Below are 21,546 nucleotides of genomic sequence, written 5' to 3' on the forward strand. Positions count from 1 at the left end.
GCCATACAAGCGCCCGGGCCTTCCGGCCCGGCGCATCCTGGCAACGACGTTGCGCGGTCTTTTCTGGTCACGACGCCGATCTACCAAGGCCGATAGCGCCTGCAACCTGGAATTGGACCGAAGATGAACTATGCCAACTTCCCTCTCGACAAGAGGATGCCGTTGCCCAGTACCGATCCGGAAAAGGGTGAAGACTTCATCGATGTCGAGCGTCTGCTTGGCATGGCCGCCCGACAGGCCAAGGTGGTGGCGGTCTGCGCCATCATCGGCCTGTTCCTGGGCGTGATCTATCTGCAGACCACCCCCAAGCAATACATGTCCGTGGCGAGCGTCCTGATCGACGAGGGCCTGAACAAGGTCGTCGACGACATTTCGGCGGCGTCGCAAACCGTTCAGACTGACGCCTCCTTTCTCAGCCAGGTCGAGATTCTCACCTCCGCACGGCTGGCGTCGGTGGTGGTCGACAAGCTGAAGCTCGACCAGAACGACGCGTTCATGAACCCGCCGCAATCGGCCCTGGCCAAGGGCGTCGGCTTCCTGCGCGGCGTGGTCGGTTATTTCCGCGGCAGCTCGGCCGATGACATCCCCGGCATGCAGAATGTCGACGAGGCGACGCGCCAGGCCATGATCAGGACGGCGCGCCACGACTATGCGGTGCTGAAGCTGCAGAGCGAGGTGCTGGCGCAGCGCAACGGCCGCAGCTACGTGCTTTCCATCGGCTACCAGGCGCCCGATCCCGCACTGGCCACGGCCATCACCAAGGCCTATGCCGATGCCTATCTGGCCGACCAGCTCAACGCCAGCTTCGACGCCACCGAACGCGCCGCCTTGTGGCTGCAGGGCAGGCTCACCGAATTGCGCGAAAGCTCACAGCAGGCAGCGATGGCGGTCGAGAAGTTCAGGGCCGAGCACGGGCTCTCCGCCAACAGCGACGGCCAGTTGCTGAGCGACAAGCAGCTCGCCGACCTCAACGCCCAGCTCATCGTCGCCCAGGCCGATACCGCCAGGGCCAGCGCACGCTATCAGCAATACAAGGCGATTGTCGACAGCGGCTCCGAAAGCGCCTTCAACGATTCGGCCATCGGCGCCGACCAGCCGAGCAGCTCGGTCATCATCGCGCTCAAGACCCGCTATCTGGCCATCGCCAAGCGCCTGCAGGACGTCGAGACGAATTTCGGCAAGGACCACCCGCAGGCGGTCGCGCTGACCAAGGAAAAGGCCGATGTCTCGGCGCAGATCTTCGGCCAGCTGAAGCAGCTCACCGAAAGCTACCGTAACGATTTCGAAGTGGCGCAGGCGCGCGAGACGGCGCTGCGCGACAAGATTTCCACCGCCGCCGGCAAGAGCTCGATCGACAACCAGTCGCAGGTGAAGCTGAAGGAGCTCGACCAGCAGGCCCAGGCGCTGACCACGCTCTACCAGACCTTCCTCAGCCGCTATGAGGAGGCCTCGCAGCAGCAGTCCTTCCCGGTCGGCAAGGTCCGCATCATTTCCGACGCGACGATGCCGCTCGCGGCTTCCAGCCCGCGCACCTTGCGCGTGCTGTCGCTGTCGCTGGTGCTCGGCCTGATGCTTGGCGCCGGCTTCGGCGGTCTCAACGAGTTCAACGAGCGGTTCTTCAGGACGGGCGAGGACATCCGTGACCGCGTCGGTCTGAAGTTCCTCGGCTACCTGCCGACGATCGGCGGCGGCAAGGCAAGGGATTCCAAGCCCGACGACCTGCCGGCCGACGGCAAGGTCGCCAGCCTCTCCGCGGCCGAGAAACGGGCGCGCATGCGCGTCAGCATCGACGCCCCGGCCTCGATGTTCGCCGAGACGCTGCGCAACGCCAAGATCGCCTTCGACGTCGTGATGGAAGACCGCGGCAGCCGGGTCATCGGCGTCATTTCGGTGCTGCCTGGGGAAGGCAAGTCGACGGTGGCCGCGAACCTCGCCGGCCTGCTCGCCGCCAACGGCGCCAGGACCCTGCTCATCGACGGCGACCTGCGCAATCCGGGCTTGAGCCGCAGCCTCGGCATGGAGACCGAGCAGGGCTTGATGGAGGCGGTGGTCAACGGCCAGACCTGGCAGTCGGTCGGCAAGGTCGACCGCCAGACCAAGCTTGCGATCATTCCGGCCGTGCTGCGCGGCCAGTTCTCGCACACCAGCGAGCTTCTGGGCTCGGCCGGCATGCGGCGTTTCATCGAGAACGCCAAGGAGACGTTCGAATACATCATCGTCGACCTGCCGCCGCTCGGGCCAGTCGTCGACGCCAAGGCCTTCGCGCCGCTGGTCGACGGCTTCGTGATGGTCACCGAATGGGGCCGCACGCCGCGCAACATGGTGCGTTCGATGCTGGAATCAGAGCCCTATATCGCCAACAAGGTGATCGGCGCGGTGCTCAACAAGGTCGATCTGAAGAAGCTGGCCAAATACGGCTCGCTCGGCGGCTCGGAAAGGTTCTTCGACCGCTATTCGACCTACTATCTGGATAAGTCGGAATCGCGCGCCAAACAGGCTGCTTGAGGCGGCCTTACGGTTGGAAAAACAAGGACACGGGGCGGCTCAGCCTGAAATGGCGTGCCGCCCTAATTCTGTGAAGACAGCAGCCGGCCGTATTTGCCGACGATCCTGAGCGCGGTCAGCCGCCCCGTTTGAAAGGCGCCGGTGTCGATGTCGAGCCGGCGCCCGTCGAGCGTCGGGGCGTCGACGATCGTGTGACCGTGCACCACCCAGCGGTCGAGGCGGTGCGCCGCCTGGAAGAACTCTTCGCGGATGTTGAGGAGGTCGCCTTCGTCTTGCGCCTCGAGCGCGATGCCGGGCCGGATGCCGGCATGCACGAAGACGAATTGGTCGGAGCAGATCATCGCCGGCAGCGTGCGCAGGAAGTCGACATGGCCGGCGGGAATGGCCTCGCGGATGCGCGCGTCCGCCTGCTCGCCCGAACGGTAGAGACTTGTCAGGCGATCCGGGTCGACGCCGTAGGAGAACAAGGTTTCGCGGGCGCCATAGCCGAGCCAGGGTTCGCGCGAAAGATGGCCGTCCAGATAGAGGAGCAGCGCGACCTCATGGTTGCCCACGAGGCAGACGCGCTGAAAGCCTTTCGGCGGCGGCGCCATCAGATGTTCGATCACGCGCCGCGAATTCGGCCCGCGGTCGATATAGTCGCCCAGCATGATGATGATCTTGCGGCCGCGGAACCGCTGCGCGTCGAGCTGGATTTTTCCTTCCAGCGCGCGCAGTTCGTCATAGCAGCCATGCACGTCGCCGATCGCGTAGACGACCGTGTCGCGCATATCCATGACAAGGCGCTCGCGTGGAGCGGGTCGAGGACGTCTCGATCGTTGGAACAGGCTCACGGATTGAGGCTCGAATGCTTGCACTGATTTGCGCCTCGATATCATGCCGAATGCAAACAATTCCACACCGGCGCGTGCTCGGCGGCCGCGGTCGTCAGGCGGCCTTCAACCGATAGCGGAACAGCGTGTGGTCGAAGAGCAGCCGGACGCGCGGCTCGGCTTCGGCCGCGATCAGCCAGCTCACCGCGATCATGGCGGCGCCGACAATGGGAATGGCAGCCAGATAGGGCACGCCGGCGCGCGTCAGGGCGCCGAGCATCGCCGCGCCGACGACATCGTGGATGAGATAGAGCGGATAGGTCATCAGCCCGATGCGCCGCCAGCCGCGCCAGGAAAGGTCTAGGCGCAGCGACCAGGCCATCAGGGCGACCGCCGTGAGGAAGATGATGATCGGCGTCGCGTAGGGCATCGCGGCTTCCACCTTGACGGCGTGCACGTCGACCGAGCTCGCGATCTGCAGCGCGCCCCCGAGCAGGAACAGGGCCGCGAAGGCAAGGCGCGGCAGGGTTATCGCCTTGAAGCGCATCAGCCACAGAAGCACGCCGACGGCGAAGAATGCGCCGTGATGCACCAGCGTCAGCTGCAGCCAGCGCGTCTCGGCGAGATCGGTCCAGCCGAAGGCGAAATAGGCGCACCAGAACAATGTGCTGACGAGGCCGATGACGATGGCCACGGTCTCCATCAGGTCGAAGCGACCGAGCCGCAGCAGCACCCAGACGATCGCATAGAACGCGATCTCGATGCCGAGCGTCCAGTAGACGCTGTCCACCCATGGCTCGAAGGGCACGAACAGCCCCGTGCGGACGAGGCGGATCACGGCGTCCGTCGGCCAGGAGAGGCCCACCATAAGCAGGACGATCGCGGTGAGCGGCGCGCAGATCCACACTGCCGGCACCAGCCGCCTGAAGCGCGCCTCGAAGAATTTCAGCGACGTGGCGTTCTCGGCGCTGAAGGCGATGACGAAGCCGCTGATGACGAAGAACACCTGCACGCCGACCCAGCCGGAGCCGGCAAAGGCCATCTCGGGATGGGGCGGGATGCCGCCGGTGGCGCGCGCCGAAATGCCGTCGGGGAAGGCCCAGATCCAGAAGCCATAATGATAAAACATCACCATGACGGCGGCCAGGAAACGCAGGATGTCGACGCCGCCGAATGTCGTCTTGTGCTGAGCCATGCCGTGCTTTCGGTATGGCCCCCCACGCGAAGTCTAGGCGTTATTGCTGCATTGCACAACAGACGATTGCGCTGCGGGAGAAATTCGCCGCTTTGCCGTCTTGCGTCTACACCCCGATGCCGCGGCCCTTCAGCACTGCAGTGATCTCGTCGAGGATCACAGGGTCGTCGATGGTCGCCGGCATCGTCCATGCCTCCTTGTCGGCGATCTTCTGCATCGTGCCGCGCAGGATCTTGCCGGAGCGGGTCTTGGGCAGCCGCTTGATCGTCACCACCGTCTTGAAGGCGGCGACCGGGCCGATGCGCTCGCGCACCAGCCCTACGACCTCGCCTTCGATCGCGCCGGTATCGCGCGACACGCCTGCATTGAGCACGACGAAGCCGAGCGGCACCTGGCCTTTCATGGCATCGGCAATGCCGATGACCGCGCATTCTGCGACATCGGGATGCGCCGCCAGCACCTCTTCCATGGCTCCGGTCGAGAGCCGGTGGCCGGCGACGTTGATGATGTCGTCGGTGCGGGCCATGACGTAGAGATAGCCGTCCTCGTCCATCATGCCGGCATCGGCCGTCTTGTAGTAACCGGGGAACTCTTCCAGGTAGGCCTGGCGGAAGCGGGCATCGGCATTCCACAGCGTCGGCAGGCAGCCGGCGGGCAGCGGCAGCTTGACCACGACATTGCCGAGCGTGCCGCGCGTCACCTCGTGGCCGGCATCGTCGAGGATGCGGATGTCGTAACCGGGCATCGGCACGCCGGGCGAGCCGTATTTCACCGGCAGCAGCCCCAGGCCCGCCGGATTGATCGTCATCGGCGAGCCGGTCTCGGTCTGCCACCAATGGTCGACAACCGGCCGGTCGAGCTTCTGCTCGGCCCATTTGATGGTTTCGGGGTCGGCGCGCTCGCCGGCCAGGAACAGCGTGCGGAACTTCGAAAGGTCGTATTTCGGCACGAACTCGCCCTTGGGGTCCTGGCCCTTGATGGCGCGGAACGCCGTCGGCGCGGTGAACAGCGCCACCACGCCATGCTGCGAGATCACCCGCCAGTAGGTGCCGGCGTCCGGCGTGCCGATCGGTTTGCCCTCGAACAGCACGCTGGTGCAGCCATGCAGAAGCGGCGCGTAGACGATGTAGGAATGGCCGACCACCCAGCCGACATCCGACGCAGCCCAGAACACTTCGCCGGGCTTGACGCCGAATTCGTTGTTCATGGTCCATTTCAGCGCGACCATGTGGCCGCCATTGTCGCGCACGATGCCTTTCGGCTGGCCGGTCGTGCCGGAGGTGTAGATGATGTAGAGCGGATCGGTGGCCAGCACCGGCACGCAGTCGACATTGGCGCCGGCGGCGCGCTCGCGGGCGACCGCATCGGCATAGTCGAAATCGTAATTGTCCTTCATCTCGCAGCGCAGCTGCTCGCGCTGCAGGATGAGGCAGGCGTCGGGCTTGTGCTTCGACACCTCGATCGCCTTGTCGAGCAAGGGCTTGTAGGCGACGACGCGTCCGGGCTCCAGCCCGCAGGAGGCGGTGATGATCAGCTTCGGCTTGGCGTCGTCGATGCGGGTGGCGAGCTCATGCGAGGCGAAGCCGCCGAACACCACCGAATGCACGGCCCCCAGCCTCGCGCAGGCGAGCATGGCGATGGCTGCTTCGGCCACCATCGGCATGTAGATGATGACGCGGTCGCCCTTGCCGATGCCGCGATGCCTGAGCACCGAGGCCAATGCGACGACCTCGCGCTTCAATTCGGCATAGGTGAATGTCCGGATCGTGCCGGTGATCGCGCTGTCATGGATCAGCGCCAGCTGGTCGGCGCGTCCGCCGGCGACATGGCGGTCGATTGCGTTGTAGCAGGTGTTGCAGGTGGCGCCGGTGAACCAGCGGCCGTAGACGCCTGCCGTCGGATCGAAGACCTTGTCGGCCGGCGTATACCAGTCGATCGCCTTCGCCGCCTCGGCCCAGAACCCTATGGGGTCGCGTTTCCAGCCCTCATAGACTTCGTGGTAGCGTGAGGCCATGTGGTCTTCCTCCCCAGGAACGTTTTGCTGCCTGGGAATAGCCTAAGTCGTTCTTGCCGGCCATGTCTTCCTGCATTTTGGTCGACATCGCCGCCAAACGGCTCCGTTCGGCGCCTACCTGGAGACGTCGCCGTCACAATCCGCGATATCGGCTGGCTTAAAGCGGCAGCGCCGCCAGCATCAACCCGACGCCGCCGGCGATCAGGATAGCCGCCGCAAGCGCCTTCCGATGGCGCTCGAACGCCGTCGGAGCCCGTTCCCAGTTGTAACGCATACAGATCACTCCCCAAAGCCCGGCGGACTCATAGCTTACCTAAGGACAGGAAGGCAAGACCTCGCTAATATTCGCCCCGTGGCGGGCAGGGAGCCGGCCATCGCTTTCGGATGTGGAATCGAGGGAATTTCATGAAGCGGATTTATGAGAAGCCGGTGCTGACCAAACGCGGGAAGTTGTCGATTCTCGCGGCGGGCAATTCAAGCGGCCCGACGGGTCCGAGCGGCTGATAGGTCGCAACCCGCCTAGGTACCGTCACTCACGGCGATGGACAGCCTAGCGGTGCCGCGCTAATTGCTCTTGAGCGAAGGGAGCGGGCGGATGGCTGAAATCGGCTCTGAAACGGTGCTGCGGATGGCGGACGACGCGTCCGTGCAGCATGTCGGCGATGGCGCCGTCGTGCTTCTGGCCCGCAGCGGCCAGCTTTACACCTGCAACGACACGACCGAGGCTTTCCTAGGCAAGGTCGATGGTGCGCGCAACCTCGACCAGATCGTCGACCTGCTGTCGGACGAATTCGAGGTCGACAAGGCAACGCTCGACGAGGACATGACCGCATTGGCCGCCGAGCTGGTGGCCGAAGGCATCCTCGCCGACCCGGGCGCGTGATGGCCGACGGACCGGTCCTGCGCGTCCTGTTCCGCGTTCATTTGTGGTTCAGCGCCAGGCTGATGCCGGTGCTGGTCGGCCGGCGCGATTTCGAAAGCGTGTTGAAACTGGCGCCGCTGCAGTCGCCTGCGCCTTATCGCGACTTGCCCTGGACCTACATCGTGCAGCGCGTCAAACGAACGGTGCGGCGCCCCTGGTTGATGCGCGACCGCAGATGCCTTCGGGAAGGTCTGCTCGGTTTTCGCTTTCTGCGCATGGCCGGTCTCGATCCGGAGTTGCGTTTCGGCGTCGACGCCAAGTCGATGCAAGAGCCCCGCCTGTCGGCGCATTGCTGGGTCTGCCTCGACGGCAAGCCGGTGGTCAGCGACAGCCAGCCCGGCATGGTGGAGATCTACCGCCACCCGGCCAGGACGAAGGCGACAGCCGCTTGAGCGATCAGACTTTCCGCTACGACCTCAACGGCCAGGTCATAGGCATCACCGCCGCGCGCGCCGATCTCTGGCCGAATTTCGACCTGATGCTCGGGACGTTGCGTGTGGAAGCAGCTGTCCAGCCCGGCTTTCGCATCGACATCGTCGAAACGCTCGAGTTGCAGGAGAATCCCCAAGGAAAGCTGGCTTTCGACGGCGAAGTGCCGCTGGACGGCCATTGCCGCATGATCGACGCCGGAAGCGTCTTCCATCTGGTTTTCCCAGGCCAGCAGACCGTGTCGATCCACGACGGCGAGGGCCGAGCCCAAATCCGTCTCCATCCGGACAGCAAGATCAAGTGGACCCTGCTGATGATGGTGCTGGATGCAGCGCTCGATGCCGACGGCCAGCATATGCTGCACACGGCCGGCCTGACGCTGCCGGACAGCGAGGCGCTCGTGCTGATCCACGCGCCGAGCGGCACCGGCAAGTCGACGACGTCGCTGGCGCTCGCCTCGCAGGGCTTCGGCCTCTGCTCGGACGACGTCATGATCCTGAAGACGACAGCCGATGGCGTCACGGCCTGGGGCATGCCGCGCAAGGTGAAGGTCCATCGCCACACCGCAGCGATGCTGTCTTTCGTGTCGCCCTGCCTGGGGGAGACATGGGACGCCGAGGGCGAGCAATCCGTTTCGCTGGACCGCCTCGGCGAAATCATCCGCGTCGAGGATGTGCGCCCCAGACCCGTCGTTGCGCTCCTGCATCTTGCGCGTTCGGCGGACACCGAGACCCGGTTGCTGCCGATGGCCAGGACCGACGCCATGGTGGCGCTGGCCACGGACAATGTCAGGACCGGCATGACTGGCCTGCTGTCGGTGCAGAAAAGGCGGATGGCGGCGATCGCTGCGCTGGTCAAGAGGGTGCCGACCTTCACGCTGGAAATCGGGGCGAGGCCGGTCGAGGCGGCGGCGCTGATCCGCGCTGCGGTGCAGGGCTGAGGCGCGTCAGTCCTTCGCGCCGAAGCGCCTGATGTCGAAGGATCGTGGCTCTTGTCGAGCCGGATAACGCTTCGCCTTCCATCGCATCAACAGCCGGGAAAGCTTGTTGTAGGCCAGATGCACGACGCGCGCGTCGGCGCAATCGAACTCCACCAATCCCCATCGGTATTTCGCCGCTTCGCCGGTGGGCGGTCCTAGGCGACGGATCGGCTGAGCCAACCGAACCGGCTTTCCATTGATCAGGACGCTGACCGGCACGCTCGACCCGACGATCCGGCATAGCCGGGCGACATGCTCGCTTGACGATTGCGTGCCGACGACCAACGGACCGGGCTCGATGCGGGCCCACACATATGCCCCGTCAGGCTGGGGCGATCCGGCAAGCCTGCCACGGCAAAACTCAGGCGCAATATCCGCCGCAAGCACAGCCATGGCGTCGGCCAAGGCCTGGTTCACCGTTGCGGCCGAACGCCAGTCCTCTGCTGCAAAACCGACCTGCGCCAGGATATCGCCCTCATCGAAGCCGGACGTCATCTTGTGCAAGGTCACGCCGCCATGGGCGTCATGCATCTGGTCGATAGTTAGCCGGTGGATCGGATTCGGGCCGCGATAGTGCGGCAGAAGCGCGGGATGCAGGTTGAGGCCGCCTTTTGGAAACAGCTCTAGCGCGGTTTGCGGAATCAGCCTGCCGTAGCCGAAACAGATCAAGACATCGGCGCCAGGCGCGCTGAGCCGCGGCCCGAGCGTAGCCCAGTCATAGGGCGGGCTGAATTCGATCAGCGGGGGCACAGCGTGTCCGAGATGAGACCTCAACGCAAGCCTGCGCCGCAGGCGACGGCGCAGGACGCTGAAGCTGCGGCGTTTGCCGGCACGTGGGCCAGGCACCACTATGGCGGCAATGCGGTGGCCGCGATTTGCCCAACGCGCAAGCATCGGCCCGGTGACGGAAGAAACCTCGGTGACGAACACGGCCGAGAGCGGCTTCTCCATGCCGAGACTCAGGCTGGATACGGCCGCGGCCGCGCCAGCCTCTGCACCCAGCGGAAGGCATCGCGGCTGAGGCGCGAGCGCAGCTTTTCGCGGGAATTGACCCGAAGCAGCATGTTGCCGGTGATCAGCCATTTCGCCAACCGTATCGAGAGGTCCGGCTTGATGCGGTTGGCGAGCTCGATCGCCCGCGGCGCGCCGAAAAGGCGCCCGGTGACGTTGAGGACCGTGGCCAGCTCGAGCTCGATGCCGGTCATGCGGGCGGCCTCGAGCAGGCGCGCTTCCTCTTCCGGCGATTTCAGCGCCCGCACGCCTTGCAGCACATCCACGCAGAGCTGCAGCCGGTGAAATTTGTGGCCGCCGGCGGCATGGACGATGGCGATGGTGAGCAGTGAGGCCGGCGTGTCGTTTTCGCCGTCGTCAATTGTCTGCAGTTCCCGAAATCCGAGCGACAAGCGCCGGCGCATACCGGTGTCATGCACAAGATTGCCATGCAACTCGATCAGCAGGCTGGAGTTCTCTTTCTCCAGCCATTTGAACTCCTGCAATTCGTGCGACTCGGTCTCGTCGCTGCCAAGCTCGAAGCCGCATTCGCCGATCGTCCGGTTGGCCGCCTCGATGCTGGTAGGCTCGACGAGAATGTCGATGTCGGTGAAGGGACGGTCCGCAGACTGGCGATAGAGCTTGCGTGCGAACACCGGTCCCTTGACGATCCGGGCCGGCACGCCTTTCGCAGCCAGCGCTTTCATGATGCGGTCGCCGTGATACTGCAGCAACATCGACTGACCGGTTGCCATTGTCGCTTCGTCGCGCAATTCCGACAATTTCCGCTGCAGCGCTGCGTCCTGCGGCAGTCGGGCGTCGCCGATCTCCCGGAGTTTGCGCAGCATGATCGGCAGCACGCCGTGGAACTCCGCGTTGGCGAGCAGCGCCAGCAGGGTTTTGGCCGCAAGACCATTGCCAATGGCGGCCGGCGCCTGGGGGTCGGCGAAGGTCAGCAGCAGTTTCTCATCGGCAGGCGCAAGAGAAGGCAGCATAGATCTGTCGGGGTTCGTTCCTGGAAGACAAATATGGCGGGCATGGTTGCAGAAAAGCATCAGGGATGCCAGCAGCGCGAGGGCAAAGCCCGCGCATGAATTGACAGTGCCAATAGCTTTGCCGCATCCTTACAATCTGAAGTCGGAGGCATGAAATGACCAAGAAGCCGTATCAAGCGCCGGTTTTGCGCAAGGCAGGCAGGCTGCCCACCGTGGTGGCCGCCTCGAAAACACCGGTCTAGCCCGGAATTCGCCGCTCAGCCTCGGCTGACGCCGGCTAAATTCCCCAGCGCAGCGCCGCCGTATGCACCGGCGCGTCCCATAGCGCCGCGGTATCGTCGTCGAGCATCGTCAGCGTGATCGAGCATCCGGCCATGTCGAGCGAGGTCACGTAAGACCCGACCAGCGAGCGGACAACCACCACCCCCTGTTTCTCGAACATTTTGCGGGCGCTGTTGTACATCAGATAGAGCTCCATCGACGGCGTGCCGCCGAAGCCGTTGACGAGCAGCAGCGCCGGCCCTTTGGCGCGGTCGCCGAGATCACCGGCGATTGCCGCGCAGACCTCCTCGGCGATGGCATCGGCGCTTTTCAACGTGTCGCGTCGCCGGCCGGGTTCGCCATGGATGCCGACGCCGAACTCCATCTGGCCGTCGCCGATCTCGAAGGTCGGCTTGCCGGCGGCGGGCACCGTACCGCTGGTCAGCGCCACGCCCATCGAGCGTGTCGCGGCGTTGACGCGCTCGCCCAGCGCCTTGAGCGCGGGCAGCGCCATGCCTTGCTCGGCCGCGGCGCCGACGATCTTTTCCACCACCAGCGTGCCGGCGACGCCGCGCCGCCCGGTCGTGTAGGACGAGTTCTCGACCGCGACGTCGTCATTGGTCACCACTTGCAGCACGCCGTCCGCCATCTCGGCCGCCATGTCGAAGTTCATCACATCGCCTTCATAGTTCTTGACGATGAACAGGCAGCCGGCGCCGGTGTCCACGGCCTGCACGGCCGCCAGCATCTGATCCGGCGTTGGCGAGGTGAACACCTGGCCGGGGCAGGCGGCGTCCAGCATGCCATGGCCGACGAAGCCGCCATGCAGCGGCTCGTGGCCGGAGCCGCCGCCGGAGATCAGCGCCACCTTGCCGGGCTTCAGCGCTCTGCGGCGGATGAATTTGTGGTCGTCGCCCAGCACGAGGATATCGGCATGAGCGGCCGCAAAGCCATCGAGGCTTTCAGCCAGGACCGTGTCCACCGAATTGATGAATTTCTTCATGGCAGTCCTCCCATGCTCCCGCTCTAGCCGCTGCCCTTGCCGGCGATGCTGGTTATTTTCTGGATGAATTCGTTGATCGCCCGGTCGAGCGCGGCGTTCTGCCTATCGTCGCCGAAATCCGGCACGATGAGCGAGACATGGCGTGTCCTGCGCGGACCGGAGGTCGCGGGCACCTTGCCGGGATGCGCCTGGTGATAGGCGGCCATGAACTGGTCGCGCTCGGCCTGGCTGAAATGGCAGACGGAAAAGATGGACGGCAGATGCTTTGACGGGATCGGGATCGAATAGGCCGGGCTGGAAATCTGCGTTACGAAGCTGCGGTGCTTGCCGAGCGCATCGGCCAGGCGTTGCCGCATGCCCGACGGGCGCTGGTCGATCACCTGCGACAGGATCGTCTTATAGGCGCGGATCGCCTCTTCCGAGCCGGCTTCCGGTATCTTCTCGGTCCCGGCCATGCCGCGTCTATACCGCAACGGCCGCAATGGCCGCCTTGGCCATGGCGAGTTGCGCGGGGGCGACCGACAGGTCGCGCAGGCCGGCCTCGAGCAGCGCCGGGATGGTTGCCGGATCGCCGCCTGCGTCACCGCACAGGCTGACGGGGATTCCCTTGTCGCGCCCGAAGGCGGCGACGGCTGCGATCAGCCGCAGCACCGCCGGGTGACGGACGGTGTTCAGATGCGCCACGGCCGCATTGTCCCGCGCGGCCGCCATCACATATTGCGTCAGGTCGTTGGAGCCGATCGAGAAGAAGGCGACATCGGCGAAGGCCTCCGGCGCCAGCGCCACCGACGGCACCTCGACCATGATGCCGAGCGGCGGCAGCTTGCGCGCGACGCCCTGCGCCGCAAGTGCTGCCTGTTCTTCGGCGAACAGCGCCGCGGCTTGGCTGTATTCATCGGATGTGGCGATCATCGGGAACATCACCTTCAGATTGCCGTGGATGGCGGCGCGCAGCAATGCCCGGATCTGCACGCGGAAGATATCGCGACGCTTGAGCGAAAGCCTTATGCCGCGCAGGCCGAGGAACGGGTTGGTCTCCTCGACGGTGAAACCCGGCGACGGCTTGTCGCCGCCGGCATCGACGGTGCGGATCGTCACCGGCTTGTCGCCGGCCCATTCCAGCACCTTGCGGTAGGCACGGTACTGCGTCTCCTCGTCAGGCAATGTCTTGCCGAACAGGAATTCGGTCCGCATCAGGCCGACGCCGTCGCAGGTCGCGATATCGATGCCGTCGACGTCGGAAGGGTAGGCGATGTTGACCTGGACGCGCACCGCTGTGCCGGCCTTGGTCACCGCCGGCTCCGTCAGGAATGGTTTTGCCGCGCCCTGGCGGTCGGCGAAGGCGGCGGCCGATTGCCGGAACGCTTCGATCTCGGCCGGCGACGGCAAGAAGACGATCCCGCCGCGTTCGGCATCGAGCAGCGCGTCGCTGGTGACCGGTCGGGCCGTGGCGCCCAGACCGACGACCATCGGCACGCCGCGCGAGCGCGCCAGCATGGCGACATGGCTGGCGGTGCTGCCTCGCTCGAGCGCGATGCCGCCGCCTTTGCTCCAGTCGGTCTCGAGGAAGCGCGTTGGCGCGATGTCCTGGCCACAGAGAATCGCGCCCGGGGGCGCCGCGGCTTCGCTGTCCTCGCTCAGCGCCCGCAGCACCTGGTCACGAATATCGCGCAGGTCCGCCGCGCGGGCGCGAAAATAGTCCTGGTCCGATGCTTCGTAGCCGGCGATCTCGCTGTCGAGCGCCGCGCGCCAGGCGGCGTCCGCCAGCTGCCCGGAACCGATCGCCGCGATGGCCGGACCGCTCAGCGCGTCGTCCTCCAGCATGGCGATGTGGAATTCGAGGATGCCGGCGGCGTCCCCATCGGCGGTTTCGATCAACGCAGCCAGCCGGCCGACGGCCTTGCCGATCGCCCCTTCCAGCGCGGCTCTTTCCTCGGTCGCGTTTGTTTTGCCTTGATAGGCGGCCGGCGGCTGCTCCAGGTCGAACAGCGGGCCTTCGGCGTAGCCGGGAGAGGCGGGAATACCGTCAACCCGCATGGCTCGCTTTCCTTGCGGGCCTGTGGGCATGCGGATCCGTCTCAAGCGGACCGGGCATGATCCGCGTCCTCGTCGAAGTCGCGCTGCACCAGATCGACCAGCGCCTTGACCGCCTGCGCAGCACCGTCGCCCTTGGCGCGGATATGCAGCAGGGTGCCCTTCGGCGCCTTCGCCGCCATCACCTTGACGATGCTCTTGGCGTCGAACCAGGGACCGTTGGCGGCCACCGCCACCTCCACCTCGGCCGCGAACGTCTTGGCGAGCTTGGTGAACTTCACCGAAGGGCGCGCATGCAAGCCCACCGCGTGGGTGATCAGGACGGTTGCTTCGGAGGATGCTGACATTCAGTCGGTTCCCGTTCGTTCACGACGGCGACAATTCATGCGCCGTCGCCACCACTTCCTTGAGCGAGGCGCCGCCGGAGGATTCGGTTGCCGCCATCACCGCGCCTTCGACGATCGGCGCGTTGCAGACGACTATTCTGTGCGAGCGCGGCTCGCCGATCATCTCGACCGCCATCTCCGAGTTGGTCTCGGCGCCGCCAAGATCGACCAGGATGGCGACGCCCGCTTCCGACCAGGCCTTGTCGATCGCGCCCATGATCGCCTCGACGCTGGTGCCGAGCCCGCCATGGCCGTTTCCGCCGCACCATGCAAGCGGCACTTCGTCGCCTACCATCTGGCGCACCATGTCGGCCGTGCCCTCGGCGACCAAAGGCGAATGCGACACGATGACGATACCGACATTGCTCATCAAATACCCTCTATCGCTTCCGCGACTGCGCGCACCAGAAGCGCGGTCGAGCGCGCTCCGGCGTCCATATGCCCGATCGAGCGCTCTCCCAGGAAGGAGGCGCGCCCGCGCAGGGCCTTCATCGGCACCGTGGCCTCCGCAGCCCTGTCGGCTGCATCGACGATCTCGGTAGCCGTCTTGCCTTGCGCCAGCGCCTCATACACCGGCCGCAGCACGTCGAGCATGGTTTTTTGGCCAACTTGCGATTTACCCCGCGCGGCGACCGCCTCGATCGCCTTGCCCAGGGCCACGGCCAGCCCGTTTCGATCGGGTGCAACCGGCAGGTCCTTGCCGAGCGCCATGAACAACGTGCCGAACAGAGGCCCGGAGGCGCCGCCCACGGTCATCACCAGTTTGGTTCCCACCGCTTTCAGCGCCTCGGGCAGCGGCTTCGCCGAGAAGGCGTCCGCCTCGGCGCGCACGGCCTCGAAGCCGCGCTTCATGTTCAGCCCGTGGTCGCCGTCGCCGATCGCCTGGTCGAGCGCGGTCAATTCCTCGGCATGCGCCGCGATCGTATCGGCCGCCGCCGCGATCAGTCGGGAGAAATCGAATGCGGCCATTGTCCGTCCTTCATGCCGGGGCGAACAGTACTGCCACGGCAGTGAAGACCTCGGCGACCGCGAAGGCGCCGGGGTCAGCAACGTCGAGCTGCCTGCCGATATAGGCGGAACGGCCGGCCTTGGCCTTGCGCATGGCGGCGGTTGCTTCGGCGCCTTGTCGCGCCGCTTTGGCGGCCGCTTCCGGTCCGGCCACGTCGAAGGCTTTCAGCGCCGGCTCCAGCGCATCGACCATGGTGCGGTCGCCGACCTTGGCGCCGCCGTAGAAGGTCATCCGGTCGAGCCCGGCGAGCAAAGCCTTGCTGAGCGACGCGCCGCTGCCGAGCGACTGCGACGCGGCGGTGAAGAAGATCGACAACAGCACGCCGCTGGAGCCGCCCATCGATGTGCCCAGCGTATCGCCGATCGCGGCGGCGGTCGCGGCGCGATCGGCAAGCGGCAGCGTCTCGATGCGCCCGAGGATACTGCGCGCCCCCGTCGCCACGGTCGAGCCGGTGTCGCCATCGCCTGCCTTGGCGTCGAGCGCGTTGAGCGGCTCTTCGAGCGAGATCAGCTTCTGGCAGACGGCTCTTATCAGTCGCTCGGCGGCCGCATCGGGGCTGGAGGGCTTGGTCGTTGCGCCGGCCGCGGGCCTTGCCATCGACACGACGACGGGCGCGCGAACCGGCTTCGCCGGCAACCAGGCATGCGGGCCGACCGGAGCCAACAGCGCCGCCTCGCGTTCCGCATCCAGCTTGAGCAGTGACAGCGAGAACCCGTTCATGTTGAGCGCCGTCATCAGATGCCCGGGGCCGATCGTCAGTGCCACGGCCTTCGCCAACGGCGAGGCGAGCACCGCGTTGGCGATCAAGGACATTTCGAGCGCCGGCACCGAGCCGAGATTGTTGATCAGCAAGGCATAGCGGCTGCCAGAATCGAGCCGCGCGGCGAGGCGCTCCGCCATGATGGCGACGAATGCGCCGGCGCTCTGCAGCGCGATGCGCTCGACGCCCGACTCGCCATGGATGCCGAGGCCGAGCTCGCCATCCTCCGCGCCGAAGCGATCCTCATGCGCCTGCCCGGGGATCGAGCAGGAGGACAGCGAGATGCCGAGCGAAAATATGTCCTTGGCCGCCGCGCGCGCCGCGGCCGCGACCGCCGCCAGGTCCTGGCCGCTTTCGGAAAGGTGACCGGCGATCTTGTGGACGAACAGCGTGCCGGCGACGCCGCGCGGCTGCGCGATGTCGGGCAGCGCGATGTCGTCGCCGACGATCACCATCTCGACCGCAAGGCCTTCGGCGCGCGCCTTTTCGGCGGCGAGGCCGAAATTGAGCCGGTCGCCGGTGTAGTTCTTGACGACCAGCAGGCAGCCGGCCGGGCCGGTCGTGGCGCGGATCGCCGCCAGCACCGCTTCGACGCTCGGCGAGGCGAAGATCTCGCCCGAGACTGCCGCCGTCAGCATGCCGGCGCCGACGAAGCCGGCATGCGAGGGTTCATGCCCGGCGCCGCCGCCTGAAACCACGGCCACCTTCGTCTTGTCCCAGTCGGCGCGCAGCACGACCTTGATCTCGGGATAGCCGTCGAGGCGGGCGAGCGCGCCCGACCCCGCCGTGGCGAGAAAGCCGTCGAGCGCCTCGGTGACGATCGTGTCCTTGCGGTTGAAAAAGTGCTTCATGGATTTCGTCCAGTCCGTATCTGCGGTCGTCAATCAGTGCGAATATTGGGCGCGAGGCGGCTACATCGGTCCCCGCTACATCAATCTTTGCCCGTCCGAGCCGAAATAGAGCGGCGCGATGTAGCGGATCGTCACCTTGTCCCCCTTTGCGAGCGGCGTGTCGGGATCAGTCAGCGTCACCAGCTTCTTCGCCCCCACCGTCACATGCAGGTGGTTCTGGTCGCCGAGATGCTCGACCCAGTCGACGACGCCGTCAGCATGCCCGTTCGCCGCCTTCTCGATCGCGAGGTGCTCGGTGCGGGCGCCGATCGTCGCCGTGCCGGTCGGCGTGCCGCCATCGGGCAGCAGCCCGGCCGGCAGAAGGTTGATTGCCGGCTGGCCGAGGCGCGCCGCGACATGCAGGTTTGCCGGCTCCGAATAGATCGCGCGCGGCGTGCCGATCTGCACCAGCACCCCGTCGGCGAGGATGCCGATGCGGTCGGCCATGGTCATAGCCTCAATCTGGTCATGCGTGACGTAGAGCATGGTGGCGCCGAGCTCCGACTGGATGCGCTTCAACTCGAGCCTGAGATCGGCGCGCAGCTTGGCGTCGAGCGACGACAGCGGCTCGTCCATCAGGTAGATCGCGGGCTTCCTCACCAGCGCGCGGCCGATGGCGACGCGCTGCATCTCGCCACCCGACAGTTTTGTCGAACGGTTGTCGAGCTTGTGGTCGATGCGCACCATGCGCGCGACCTCCTCGACGCGGCGGCGCACCGCCTCCTCCGGAAAGCGCCGCGCCGGCGAGCGCAGCGGGAAGGCTAGGTTGTCGAACACCGAAAGATGCGGGTAGAGCGAATATTGCTGGAAGACGAAGGCGGTGTCGCGCTCGGCCGGCGACAGCGTCGTCGCGTCATGGCCGCCGATCTTGATCGTGCCGCGGTCCGGCCGCTCCAGCCCCGCGACCAGCCTCAGCGTCGTCGTCTTGCCGGCGCCAGTCGGTCCGAGCAGCACGACGAACTCGCCGTCCTTGATCGCGAGGTCGAGATCGTCGATCGCGACGGTGTCGCCGAAGCTTTTGGTCACGCCCTGGATATGGACATCAGCCATGGCGCGCCTCCGCTGCCTGATCATGCATGACGGTCCTGACCGCGCGGCCGGAACCCTTCTCGAACAGCGACAGCCGCGCGCTGCTCAGCGCCAGCCCGACCTGTTCGCCGGGATTGAGAGGGATGCCCGCCGGCACGCGCGCCTTGATGATGCCGTCGGCCGTCTCGACGGCGACGATCTGCGTGGTGCCGAGATATTCGGTGCCGTAGATCGCGCCGCGCAGCTTCGAGCCGTCGTCGAAGCGGATGTGCTCGGGCCGGATGCCCAGCGCCATGTCGGCGGGCGCGATATCCTCGCGCACCTCCGGCACCGCCACCTTGGCGCCCTGCACGACGATCTCCTTCGCGCCCCTGGCAAGCCCGCCGCCGAACTTCAGGAAATTCATCGGCGGCGAGCCGATGAAATCGGCGACGAACATGGTCGCCGGCCGGTCGTAGATCTCGCGCGGCGTGCCGAATTGTTCGATGACGCCATGGTTCATCACCGCAATCTTGTCGGCCATCGACATCGCTTCCATCTGGTCGTGCGTCACATAGACCGTCGTGGCGTGGATGCGGTTGTGCAGCTCGCGCAGCTCATGCACCATCAGATCGCGGAACTCGGTATCGAGCGTGCCGAGCGGCTCATCCATGAGAAAACATTTCGGCCGCCGCACGATGGCGCGGCCGAGCGCGACGCGCTGGCGGTCGCCGCCGGCAAGGCCGGAGACGGATTTGTTCAGCAAATGGTCAATACGCAAGAGCTTCGCCGTCTCCTCGACGCGGCTGCGGATCTCGGCCGCCGGCATGCCCTGCGCCAGCAGCGGGAAGCCGATATTCTTGCGCACGTTCATATGCGGATAGAGCGCGAAGAGCTGGAAGACGAAGGCGATGTCGCGCTCGCGTGCCCGGCGCATGGTGACGTCCTCGCCGCCGAGCAGGATCTTGCCGCCGGTAGGCAACTCGAGGCCGGCGATCATGCGAAGCGTCGTCGTCTTGCCGCAGCCGGATGGCCCGAGCATGACGAAGAACTCGCCGTCCTCGACGACGAAGTTGGAATCCTGCACGGCAACGAATGCGCCAAAGGCCTTCCTCAGGTTCTGAACACGGATCTCGGCCATCGTTACTCCGGGAGTTTCGAGACGATGATGAACATCACCGTGCCGGCAAGCATGGTGACGAAGGAATAGGTGTAGAGCGATAGCGCGAAGGGCTGGAACAGCATCAGGAAGCCGATCGCGATGATCGCCGTCGCGATGTTTTCCATGCGGCCGCGCCTTGCCCAGACAGGCCAGCGCGATTTGCGTTTTGCAGGCTGTATCGTGCTCATTTGCGCACCGCGCCGAAAGTTATGCCGCGCAGCAATTGCTTGCGGAGCAGGATGGTGAAGACGAGGATCGGCACCAGGAAGATCGTCGTGCCCGCGGCCACCGCCGGCCAATCCTGGCCGCCCTCGCCGATGATGGTCGGGATGAAGGGCGGGGCGGTCTGCGCCGTGCCAGAGGTGAGGAGCGCGGCGAACGCATATTCGTTCCAGGCGAAGATCAGGCAGAAGATCGCTGTCGCGGCGATGCCGGTCGTCGCCTGCGGCAGCACGGTGCGCCAGAAGGCCTGCAGCCGCGTGTAGCCGTCGATCATCGCGGCCTCTTCGTACTCGCGCGGGATTTCGTCGATGAAGCCCTTGAGCAGCCAGACCGCGAGTGAAACGTTGACCGCGGTGTAGAGCAGGATCATGCCGAGCGCCGTGTCGGACAGGCCGAGCTCGCGATACATCAGGTAGATCGGGATCGCCACCGCGATCGGCGGCATAAAGCGCGTCGACAGGATGAAGAACAGAAGGTCGTCGGCCAAGGGCACCTTGAAGCGCGAGAAGCCATAGGCCGAGAGCGTGCCGAGGAACACGGCGCAGAAGGTCGAGCCGAAGGCGATGATCAGCGAATTGACGAAGCGCGGCAGGAAGTTCGACGGCCCGGCGATGACCATGTTGCGCTTGCGCACCGTCTCGTCGCAGAAGCCGGTCGGCGGCCCGAGCGCGTTGATGTACTCCGGCGTCTGCCGGGTGCGGGTCGTGAACAGGTTGCAATAGCCCTCGATGCTCGGCTGGAAGACGATCTTCGGCGGATAGGCGATCGAATCCGGCGGCGTCTTGAAGCTGGTGGCGAAGATCCACAACAGCGGCACGATCGAGATCAGCGCATAGGCGATGATGATCGTGCCGGCGATCAGCTTCGCGTTCGACGACGGTGCTACGACGGAATGGGCGGTGGTCAGGCTCATCTCTGCTTCACCTTGTTGAGCGCCTTGACGTAGATGTTGGCGAGGCCGAACACCGCGACGAACAGGATGATGGCGAAGGCCGAGGAATAGCCGGTGCGCCAGCTTTCGAAGGCCTGCCGCTTCAGCGTGATCGAGGCGACCTCGGTGGTCGAGCCTGGCCCGCCGCCGGTCAAGAGGTTGACCATGTCGAACATCTTGAAGTTCTCGATGCCGCGAAACAGCACCGCGAGCATGATGAAGGGCAGCGCCATCGGCAGCGTGATCGACCAGAACTGCCGCCAGTTGGAGGCGCGGTCGACCTCGGCCGCCTCATAGATGTATTCGGGAATGGAGCGCAGGCCGGCAAGGCAGATCAGCATGACGTAGGGCGTCCACATCCATGTGTCGACGATGATGATCGACCACGGCGCCAGCTCGACATTGGACAGCATCTGCACATTCGTCGGCGGAATGCCGGTGACGAAGGAGACGACATAGGAAAACAGCCCGATCTGCGGCTCATAGAGGAAGCGCCAGAAATTGCCGACCACCGCCGGCGACAGCATCATCGGCACCAGGATGATGGTGGTCCAGAAGGCGTGGCCGCGGAATTTGCGGTCGATCAGCCAGGCCAGTGTGAAGCCGATCACCGTCTGCAAGAGGATCGTCCAGAACACGAAATGCGCGGTGGTCTGCATGGCGATCCAGATGTCCTGATCGCCGAGGATGCGCTTGTAGTTTGCGAGCCCCAGGTTCTTCACCACCTCGTTGGGCCGGTTGGCGCGGTAGTTGGTGAACGACAGATAGATCGCCCAGAACAGCGGGAAGATGTTGATGGCAAGCAGCAAAAGGATCGTCGGCGAGATGAACAGCCAGGCGAGGCCCTTGTCGCTGATGCCCCGGATCTTCTTGGCCAACGGCTCCGGGGTCGCCCGGGCAGCGTTGTCCGCAGTCCGATTGAGCATGGTCAGTCCTGCTTCGGTCACGGTAGGTCTCGATGATGGAATTTATCTGAACTGCGTCCCGTGCCAAGGGCGGCACGGGACGCTTCGGTCCGGCTCGGGAGGAGCCTTACATC

The 21,546-nt window shown here is 65.5% G+C and carries 21 protein-coding genes; 4 read left to right on the forward strand and 17 right to left on the reverse strand.

Features of this window, described 5'->3' with window-relative positions:
• Positions 1 to 123: 123 nt before the first annotated feature.
• Positions 124 to 2,505 carry a polysaccharide biosynthesis tyrosine autokinase gene (locus tag LB572_RS10275; RefSeq protein WP_140802008.1) on the forward strand — a complete coding sequence of 794 codons (2,382 nt, stop codon included), beginning with the start codon at positions 124 to 126 and terminating at the stop codon, positions 2,503 to 2,505.
• A 62-nt stretch (positions 2,506 to 2,567) separates the two neighbouring features.
• Here LB572_RS10275 and LB572_RS10280 read toward each other — a convergent pair whose 3' ends face one another.
• From LB572_RS10280 to LB572_RS10290, 3 genes are all read right to left on the reverse strand, one after another.
• On the reverse strand, positions 2,568 to 3,281 hold the full coding sequence (locus tag LB572_RS10280; protein WP_224667638.1) for a metallophosphoesterase: 714 nt from the start codon (positions 3,279 to 3,281) through the stop codon (positions 2,568 to 2,570).
• Between the two features lie 151 nt (positions 3,282 to 3,432).
• On the reverse strand, positions 3,433 to 4,512 hold the full coding sequence (locus tag LB572_RS10285; protein WP_224667639.1) for an acyltransferase family protein: 1,080 nt from the start codon (positions 4,510 to 4,512) through the stop codon (positions 3,433 to 3,435).
• 106 nt (positions 4,513 to 4,618) lie between these two features.
• Complete coding sequence (locus LB572_RS10290) at positions 4,619 to 6,526, reverse strand: propionyl-CoA synthetase (protein ID WP_224667640.1); 1,908 nt, start codon at positions 6,524 to 6,526, stop codon at positions 4,619 to 4,621.
• 595 nt (positions 6,527 to 7,121) lie between these two features.
• Between LB572_RS10290 and LB572_RS10295 the strand changes: the two genes are divergently transcribed.
• From LB572_RS10295 to LB572_RS10305, 3 genes are read left to right on the forward strand one after another with little or no spacing between them, the layout of a single operon-like run.
• Positions 7,122 to 7,409, forward strand: a complete 288-nt coding sequence (locus tag LB572_RS10295) for a PqqD family protein (RefSeq protein WP_140802013.1) — start codon at positions 7,122 to 7,124, stop codon at positions 7,407 to 7,409.
• Positions 7,409 to 7,840 (forward strand): lasso peptide biosynthesis B2 protein, encoded by a 432-nt coding sequence (locus tag LB572_RS10300; RefSeq protein WP_140802014.1) that lies wholly within the window; start codon positions 7,409 to 7,411, stop codon positions 7,838 to 7,840. The genes LB572_RS10295 and LB572_RS10300 overlap by 1 nt, the downstream gene beginning before the upstream one ends.
• Positions 7,837 to 8,817, forward strand: coding sequence for a serine kinase (locus tag LB572_RS10305; protein WP_224667641.1), 981 nt, complete (start codon positions 7,837 to 7,839; stop codon positions 8,815 to 8,817). Before LB572_RS10300 ends, LB572_RS10305 begins: the two co-directional genes overlap by 4 nt.
• Before the next feature lie 6 nt (positions 8,818 to 8,823).
• On the opposite strand, the gene LB572_RS10310 is transcribed toward LB572_RS10305, so the two are convergent.
• The 14 genes from LB572_RS10310 to LB572_RS10375 all read right to left on the reverse strand — a co-directional run bounded on the left by LB572_RS10310 (position 8,824) and on the right by LB572_RS10375 (position 21,433).
• Positions 8,824 to 9,807, reverse strand: coding sequence for a formyltransferase family protein (locus LB572_RS10310; RefSeq protein WP_224667642.1), 984 nt, complete (start codon positions 9,805 to 9,807; stop codon positions 8,824 to 8,826).
• Positions 9,808 to 9,815: 8 nt separating this feature from the next.
• Complete coding sequence (locus LB572_RS10315) at positions 9,816 to 10,841, reverse strand: nucleotidyltransferase family protein (protein WP_224667643.1); 1,026 nt, start codon at positions 10,839 to 10,841, stop codon at positions 9,816 to 9,818.
• Between the two features lie 277 nt (positions 10,842 to 11,118).
• Positions 11,119 to 12,105, reverse strand: a complete 987-nt coding sequence (gene dhaK / locus LB572_RS10320) for a dihydroxyacetone kinase subunit DhaK (protein WP_224667644.1) — start codon at positions 12,103 to 12,105, stop codon at positions 11,119 to 11,121.
• Positions 12,106 to 12,128: 23 nt separating this feature from the next.
• Positions 12,129 to 12,560: a hypothetical protein gene (locus LB572_RS10325; protein ID WP_140802019.1), complete on the reverse strand. Its 432-nt coding sequence runs from the start codon at positions 12,558 to 12,560 to the stop codon at positions 12,129 to 12,131.
• A gap of 7 nt (positions 12,561 to 12,567) precedes the next feature.
• Positions 12,568 to 14,142: a phosphoenolpyruvate--protein phosphotransferase gene (ptsP, locus tag LB572_RS10330; RefSeq protein ID WP_224667645.1), complete on the reverse strand. Its 1,575-nt coding sequence runs from the start codon at positions 14,140 to 14,142 to the stop codon at positions 12,568 to 12,570.
• Positions 14,143 to 14,183: 41 nt separating this feature from the next.
• Positions 14,184 to 14,486 (reverse strand): HPr family phosphocarrier protein, encoded by a 303-nt coding sequence (locus tag LB572_RS10335; protein ID WP_224667646.1) that lies wholly within the window; start codon positions 14,484 to 14,486, stop codon positions 14,184 to 14,186.
• Positions 14,487 to 14,505: 19 nt separating this feature from the next.
• Positions 14,506 to 14,895 carry a dihydroxyacetone kinase phosphoryl donor subunit DhaM gene (gene dhaM, locus LB572_RS10340; RefSeq protein WP_140544084.1) on the reverse strand — a complete coding sequence of 130 codons (390 nt, stop codon included), beginning with the start codon at positions 14,893 to 14,895 and terminating at the stop codon, positions 14,506 to 14,508.
• A complete protein-coding gene (gene dhaL, locus LB572_RS10345; RefSeq protein WP_140802023.1) occupies positions 14,895 to 15,494 on the reverse strand; it encodes a dihydroxyacetone kinase subunit DhaL in 600 nt (199 codons plus the stop codon). The genes dhaM and dhaL overlap by 1 nt, the downstream gene beginning before the upstream one ends.
• Before the next feature lie 10 nt (positions 15,495 to 15,504).
• Positions 15,505 to 17,145: a dihydroxyacetone kinase subunit DhaK gene (locus tag LB572_RS10350; RefSeq protein ID WP_224667647.1), complete on the reverse strand. Its 1,641-nt coding sequence runs from the start codon at positions 17,143 to 17,145 to the stop codon at positions 15,505 to 15,507.
• 75 nt (positions 17,146 to 17,220) lie between these two features.
• Positions 17,221 to 18,234 (reverse strand): ABC transporter ATP-binding protein, encoded by a 1,014-nt coding sequence (locus tag LB572_RS10355; RefSeq protein ID WP_140802025.1) that lies wholly within the window; start codon positions 18,232 to 18,234, stop codon positions 17,221 to 17,223.
• Entirely contained in the window at positions 18,227 to 19,333 is a 1,107-nt protein-coding gene (locus tag LB572_RS10360) for an ABC transporter ATP-binding protein (protein WP_140802026.1), read from the reverse strand. The genes LB572_RS10355 and LB572_RS10360 overlap by 8 nt, the downstream gene beginning before the upstream one ends.
• 2 nt (positions 19,334 to 19,335) lie before the next feature.
• Positions 19,336 to 19,542, reverse strand: a complete 207-nt coding sequence (locus LB572_RS10365; protein WP_224667648.1) for a hypothetical protein — start codon at positions 19,540 to 19,542, stop codon at positions 19,336 to 19,338.
• Positions 19,539 to 20,489, reverse strand: coding sequence for a carbohydrate ABC transporter permease (locus LB572_RS10370; protein WP_140802028.1), 951 nt, complete (start codon positions 20,487 to 20,489; stop codon positions 19,539 to 19,541). Before LB572_RS10370 ends, LB572_RS10365 begins: the two co-directional genes overlap by 4 nt.
• Positions 20,486 to 21,433, reverse strand: a complete 948-nt coding sequence (locus tag LB572_RS10375) for a carbohydrate ABC transporter permease (protein WP_140802084.1) — start codon at positions 21,431 to 21,433, stop codon at positions 20,486 to 20,488. Before LB572_RS10375 ends, LB572_RS10370 begins: the two co-directional genes overlap by 4 nt.
• Between the last annotated feature and the right edge of the window lie 113 nt (positions 21,434 to 21,546).

Source organism: Mesorhizobium sp. BH1-1-5, assembly GCF_020165615.1.
Lineage (GTDB): Bacteria > Pseudomonadota > Alphaproteobacteria > Rhizobiales > Rhizobiaceae > Mesorhizobium.

Bases quoted from the DNA above. Each gene is read 5' to 3' on its own strand.
- ptsP (WP_224667645.1), bottom strand. From the start codon at position 14,142: ATGCGGGTTGACGGTATTCCCGCCTCTCCCGGCTACGCCGAAGGCCCG.
- LB572_RS10335 (WP_224667646.1), bottom strand. From the start codon at position 14,486: ATGTCAGCATCCTCCGAAGCAACCGTCCTGATCACCCACGCGGTGGGC.
- LB572_RS10300 (WP_140802014.1), top strand. From the start codon at position 7,409: ATGGCCGACGGACCGGTCCTGCGCGTCCTGTTCCGCGTTCATTTGTGG.
- LB572_RS10310 (WP_224667642.1), bottom strand. From the start codon at position 9,807: ATGGAGAAGCCGCTCTCGGCCGTGTTCGTCACCGAGGTTTCTTCCGTC.
- LB572_RS10360 (WP_140802026.1), bottom strand. From the start codon at position 19,333: ATGGCCGAGATCCGTGTTCAGAACCTGAGGAAGGCCTTTGGCGCATTC.
- LB572_RS10275 (WP_140802008.1), top strand. From the start codon at position 124: ATGAACTATGCCAACTTCCCTCTCGACAAGAGGATGCCGTTGCCCAGT.
- LB572_RS10285 (WP_224667639.1), bottom strand. From the start codon at position 4,512: ATGGCTCAGCACAAGACGACATTCGGCGGCGTCGACATCCTGCGTTTC.
- dhaK (WP_224667644.1), bottom strand. From the start codon at position 12,105: ATGAAGAAATTCATCAATTCGGTGGACACGGTCCTGGCTGAAAGCCTC.
- dhaM (WP_140544084.1), bottom strand. From the start codon at position 14,895: ATGAGCAATGTCGGTATCGTCATCGTGTCGCATTCGCCTTTGGTCGCC.
- LB572_RS10290 (WP_224667640.1), bottom strand. From the start codon at position 6,526: ATGGCCTCACGCTACCACGAAGTCTATGAGGGCTGGAAACGCGACCCC.
- LB572_RS10365 (WP_224667648.1), bottom strand. From the start codon at position 19,542: ATGAGCACGATACAGCCTGCAAAACGCAAATCGCGCTGGCCTGTCTGG.
- LB572_RS10325 (WP_140802019.1), bottom strand. From the start codon at position 12,560: ATGGCCGGGACCGAGAAGATACCGGAAGCCGGCTCGGAAGAGGCGATC.
- LB572_RS10350 (WP_224667647.1), bottom strand. From the start codon at position 17,145: ATGAAGCACTTTTTCAACCGCAAGGACACGATCGTCACCGAGGCGCTC.
- LB572_RS10295 (WP_140802013.1), top strand. From the start codon at position 7,122: ATGGCTGAAATCGGCTCTGAAACGGTGCTGCGGATGGCGGACGACGCG.
- dhaL (WP_140802023.1), bottom strand. From the start codon at position 15,494: ATGGCCGCATTCGATTTCTCCCGACTGATCGCGGCGGCGGCCGATACG.
- LB572_RS10370 (WP_140802028.1), bottom strand. From the start codon at position 20,489: ATGAGCCTGACCACCGCCCATTCCGTCGTAGCACCGTCGTCGAACGCG.
- LB572_RS10315 (WP_224667643.1), bottom strand. From the start codon at position 10,841: ATGCTGCCTTCTCTTGCGCCTGCCGATGAGAAACTGCTGCTGACCTTC.
- LB572_RS10375 (WP_140802084.1), bottom strand. From the start codon at position 21,433: ATGCTCAATCGGACTGCGGACAACGCTGCCCGGGCGACCCCGGAGCCG.
- LB572_RS10280 (WP_224667638.1), bottom strand. From the start codon at position 3,281: ATGGATATGCGCGACACGGTCGTCTACGCGATCGGCGACGTGCATGGC.
- LB572_RS10355 (WP_140802025.1), bottom strand. From the start codon at position 18,234: ATGGCTGATGTCCATATCCAGGGCGTGACCAAAAGCTTCGGCGACACC.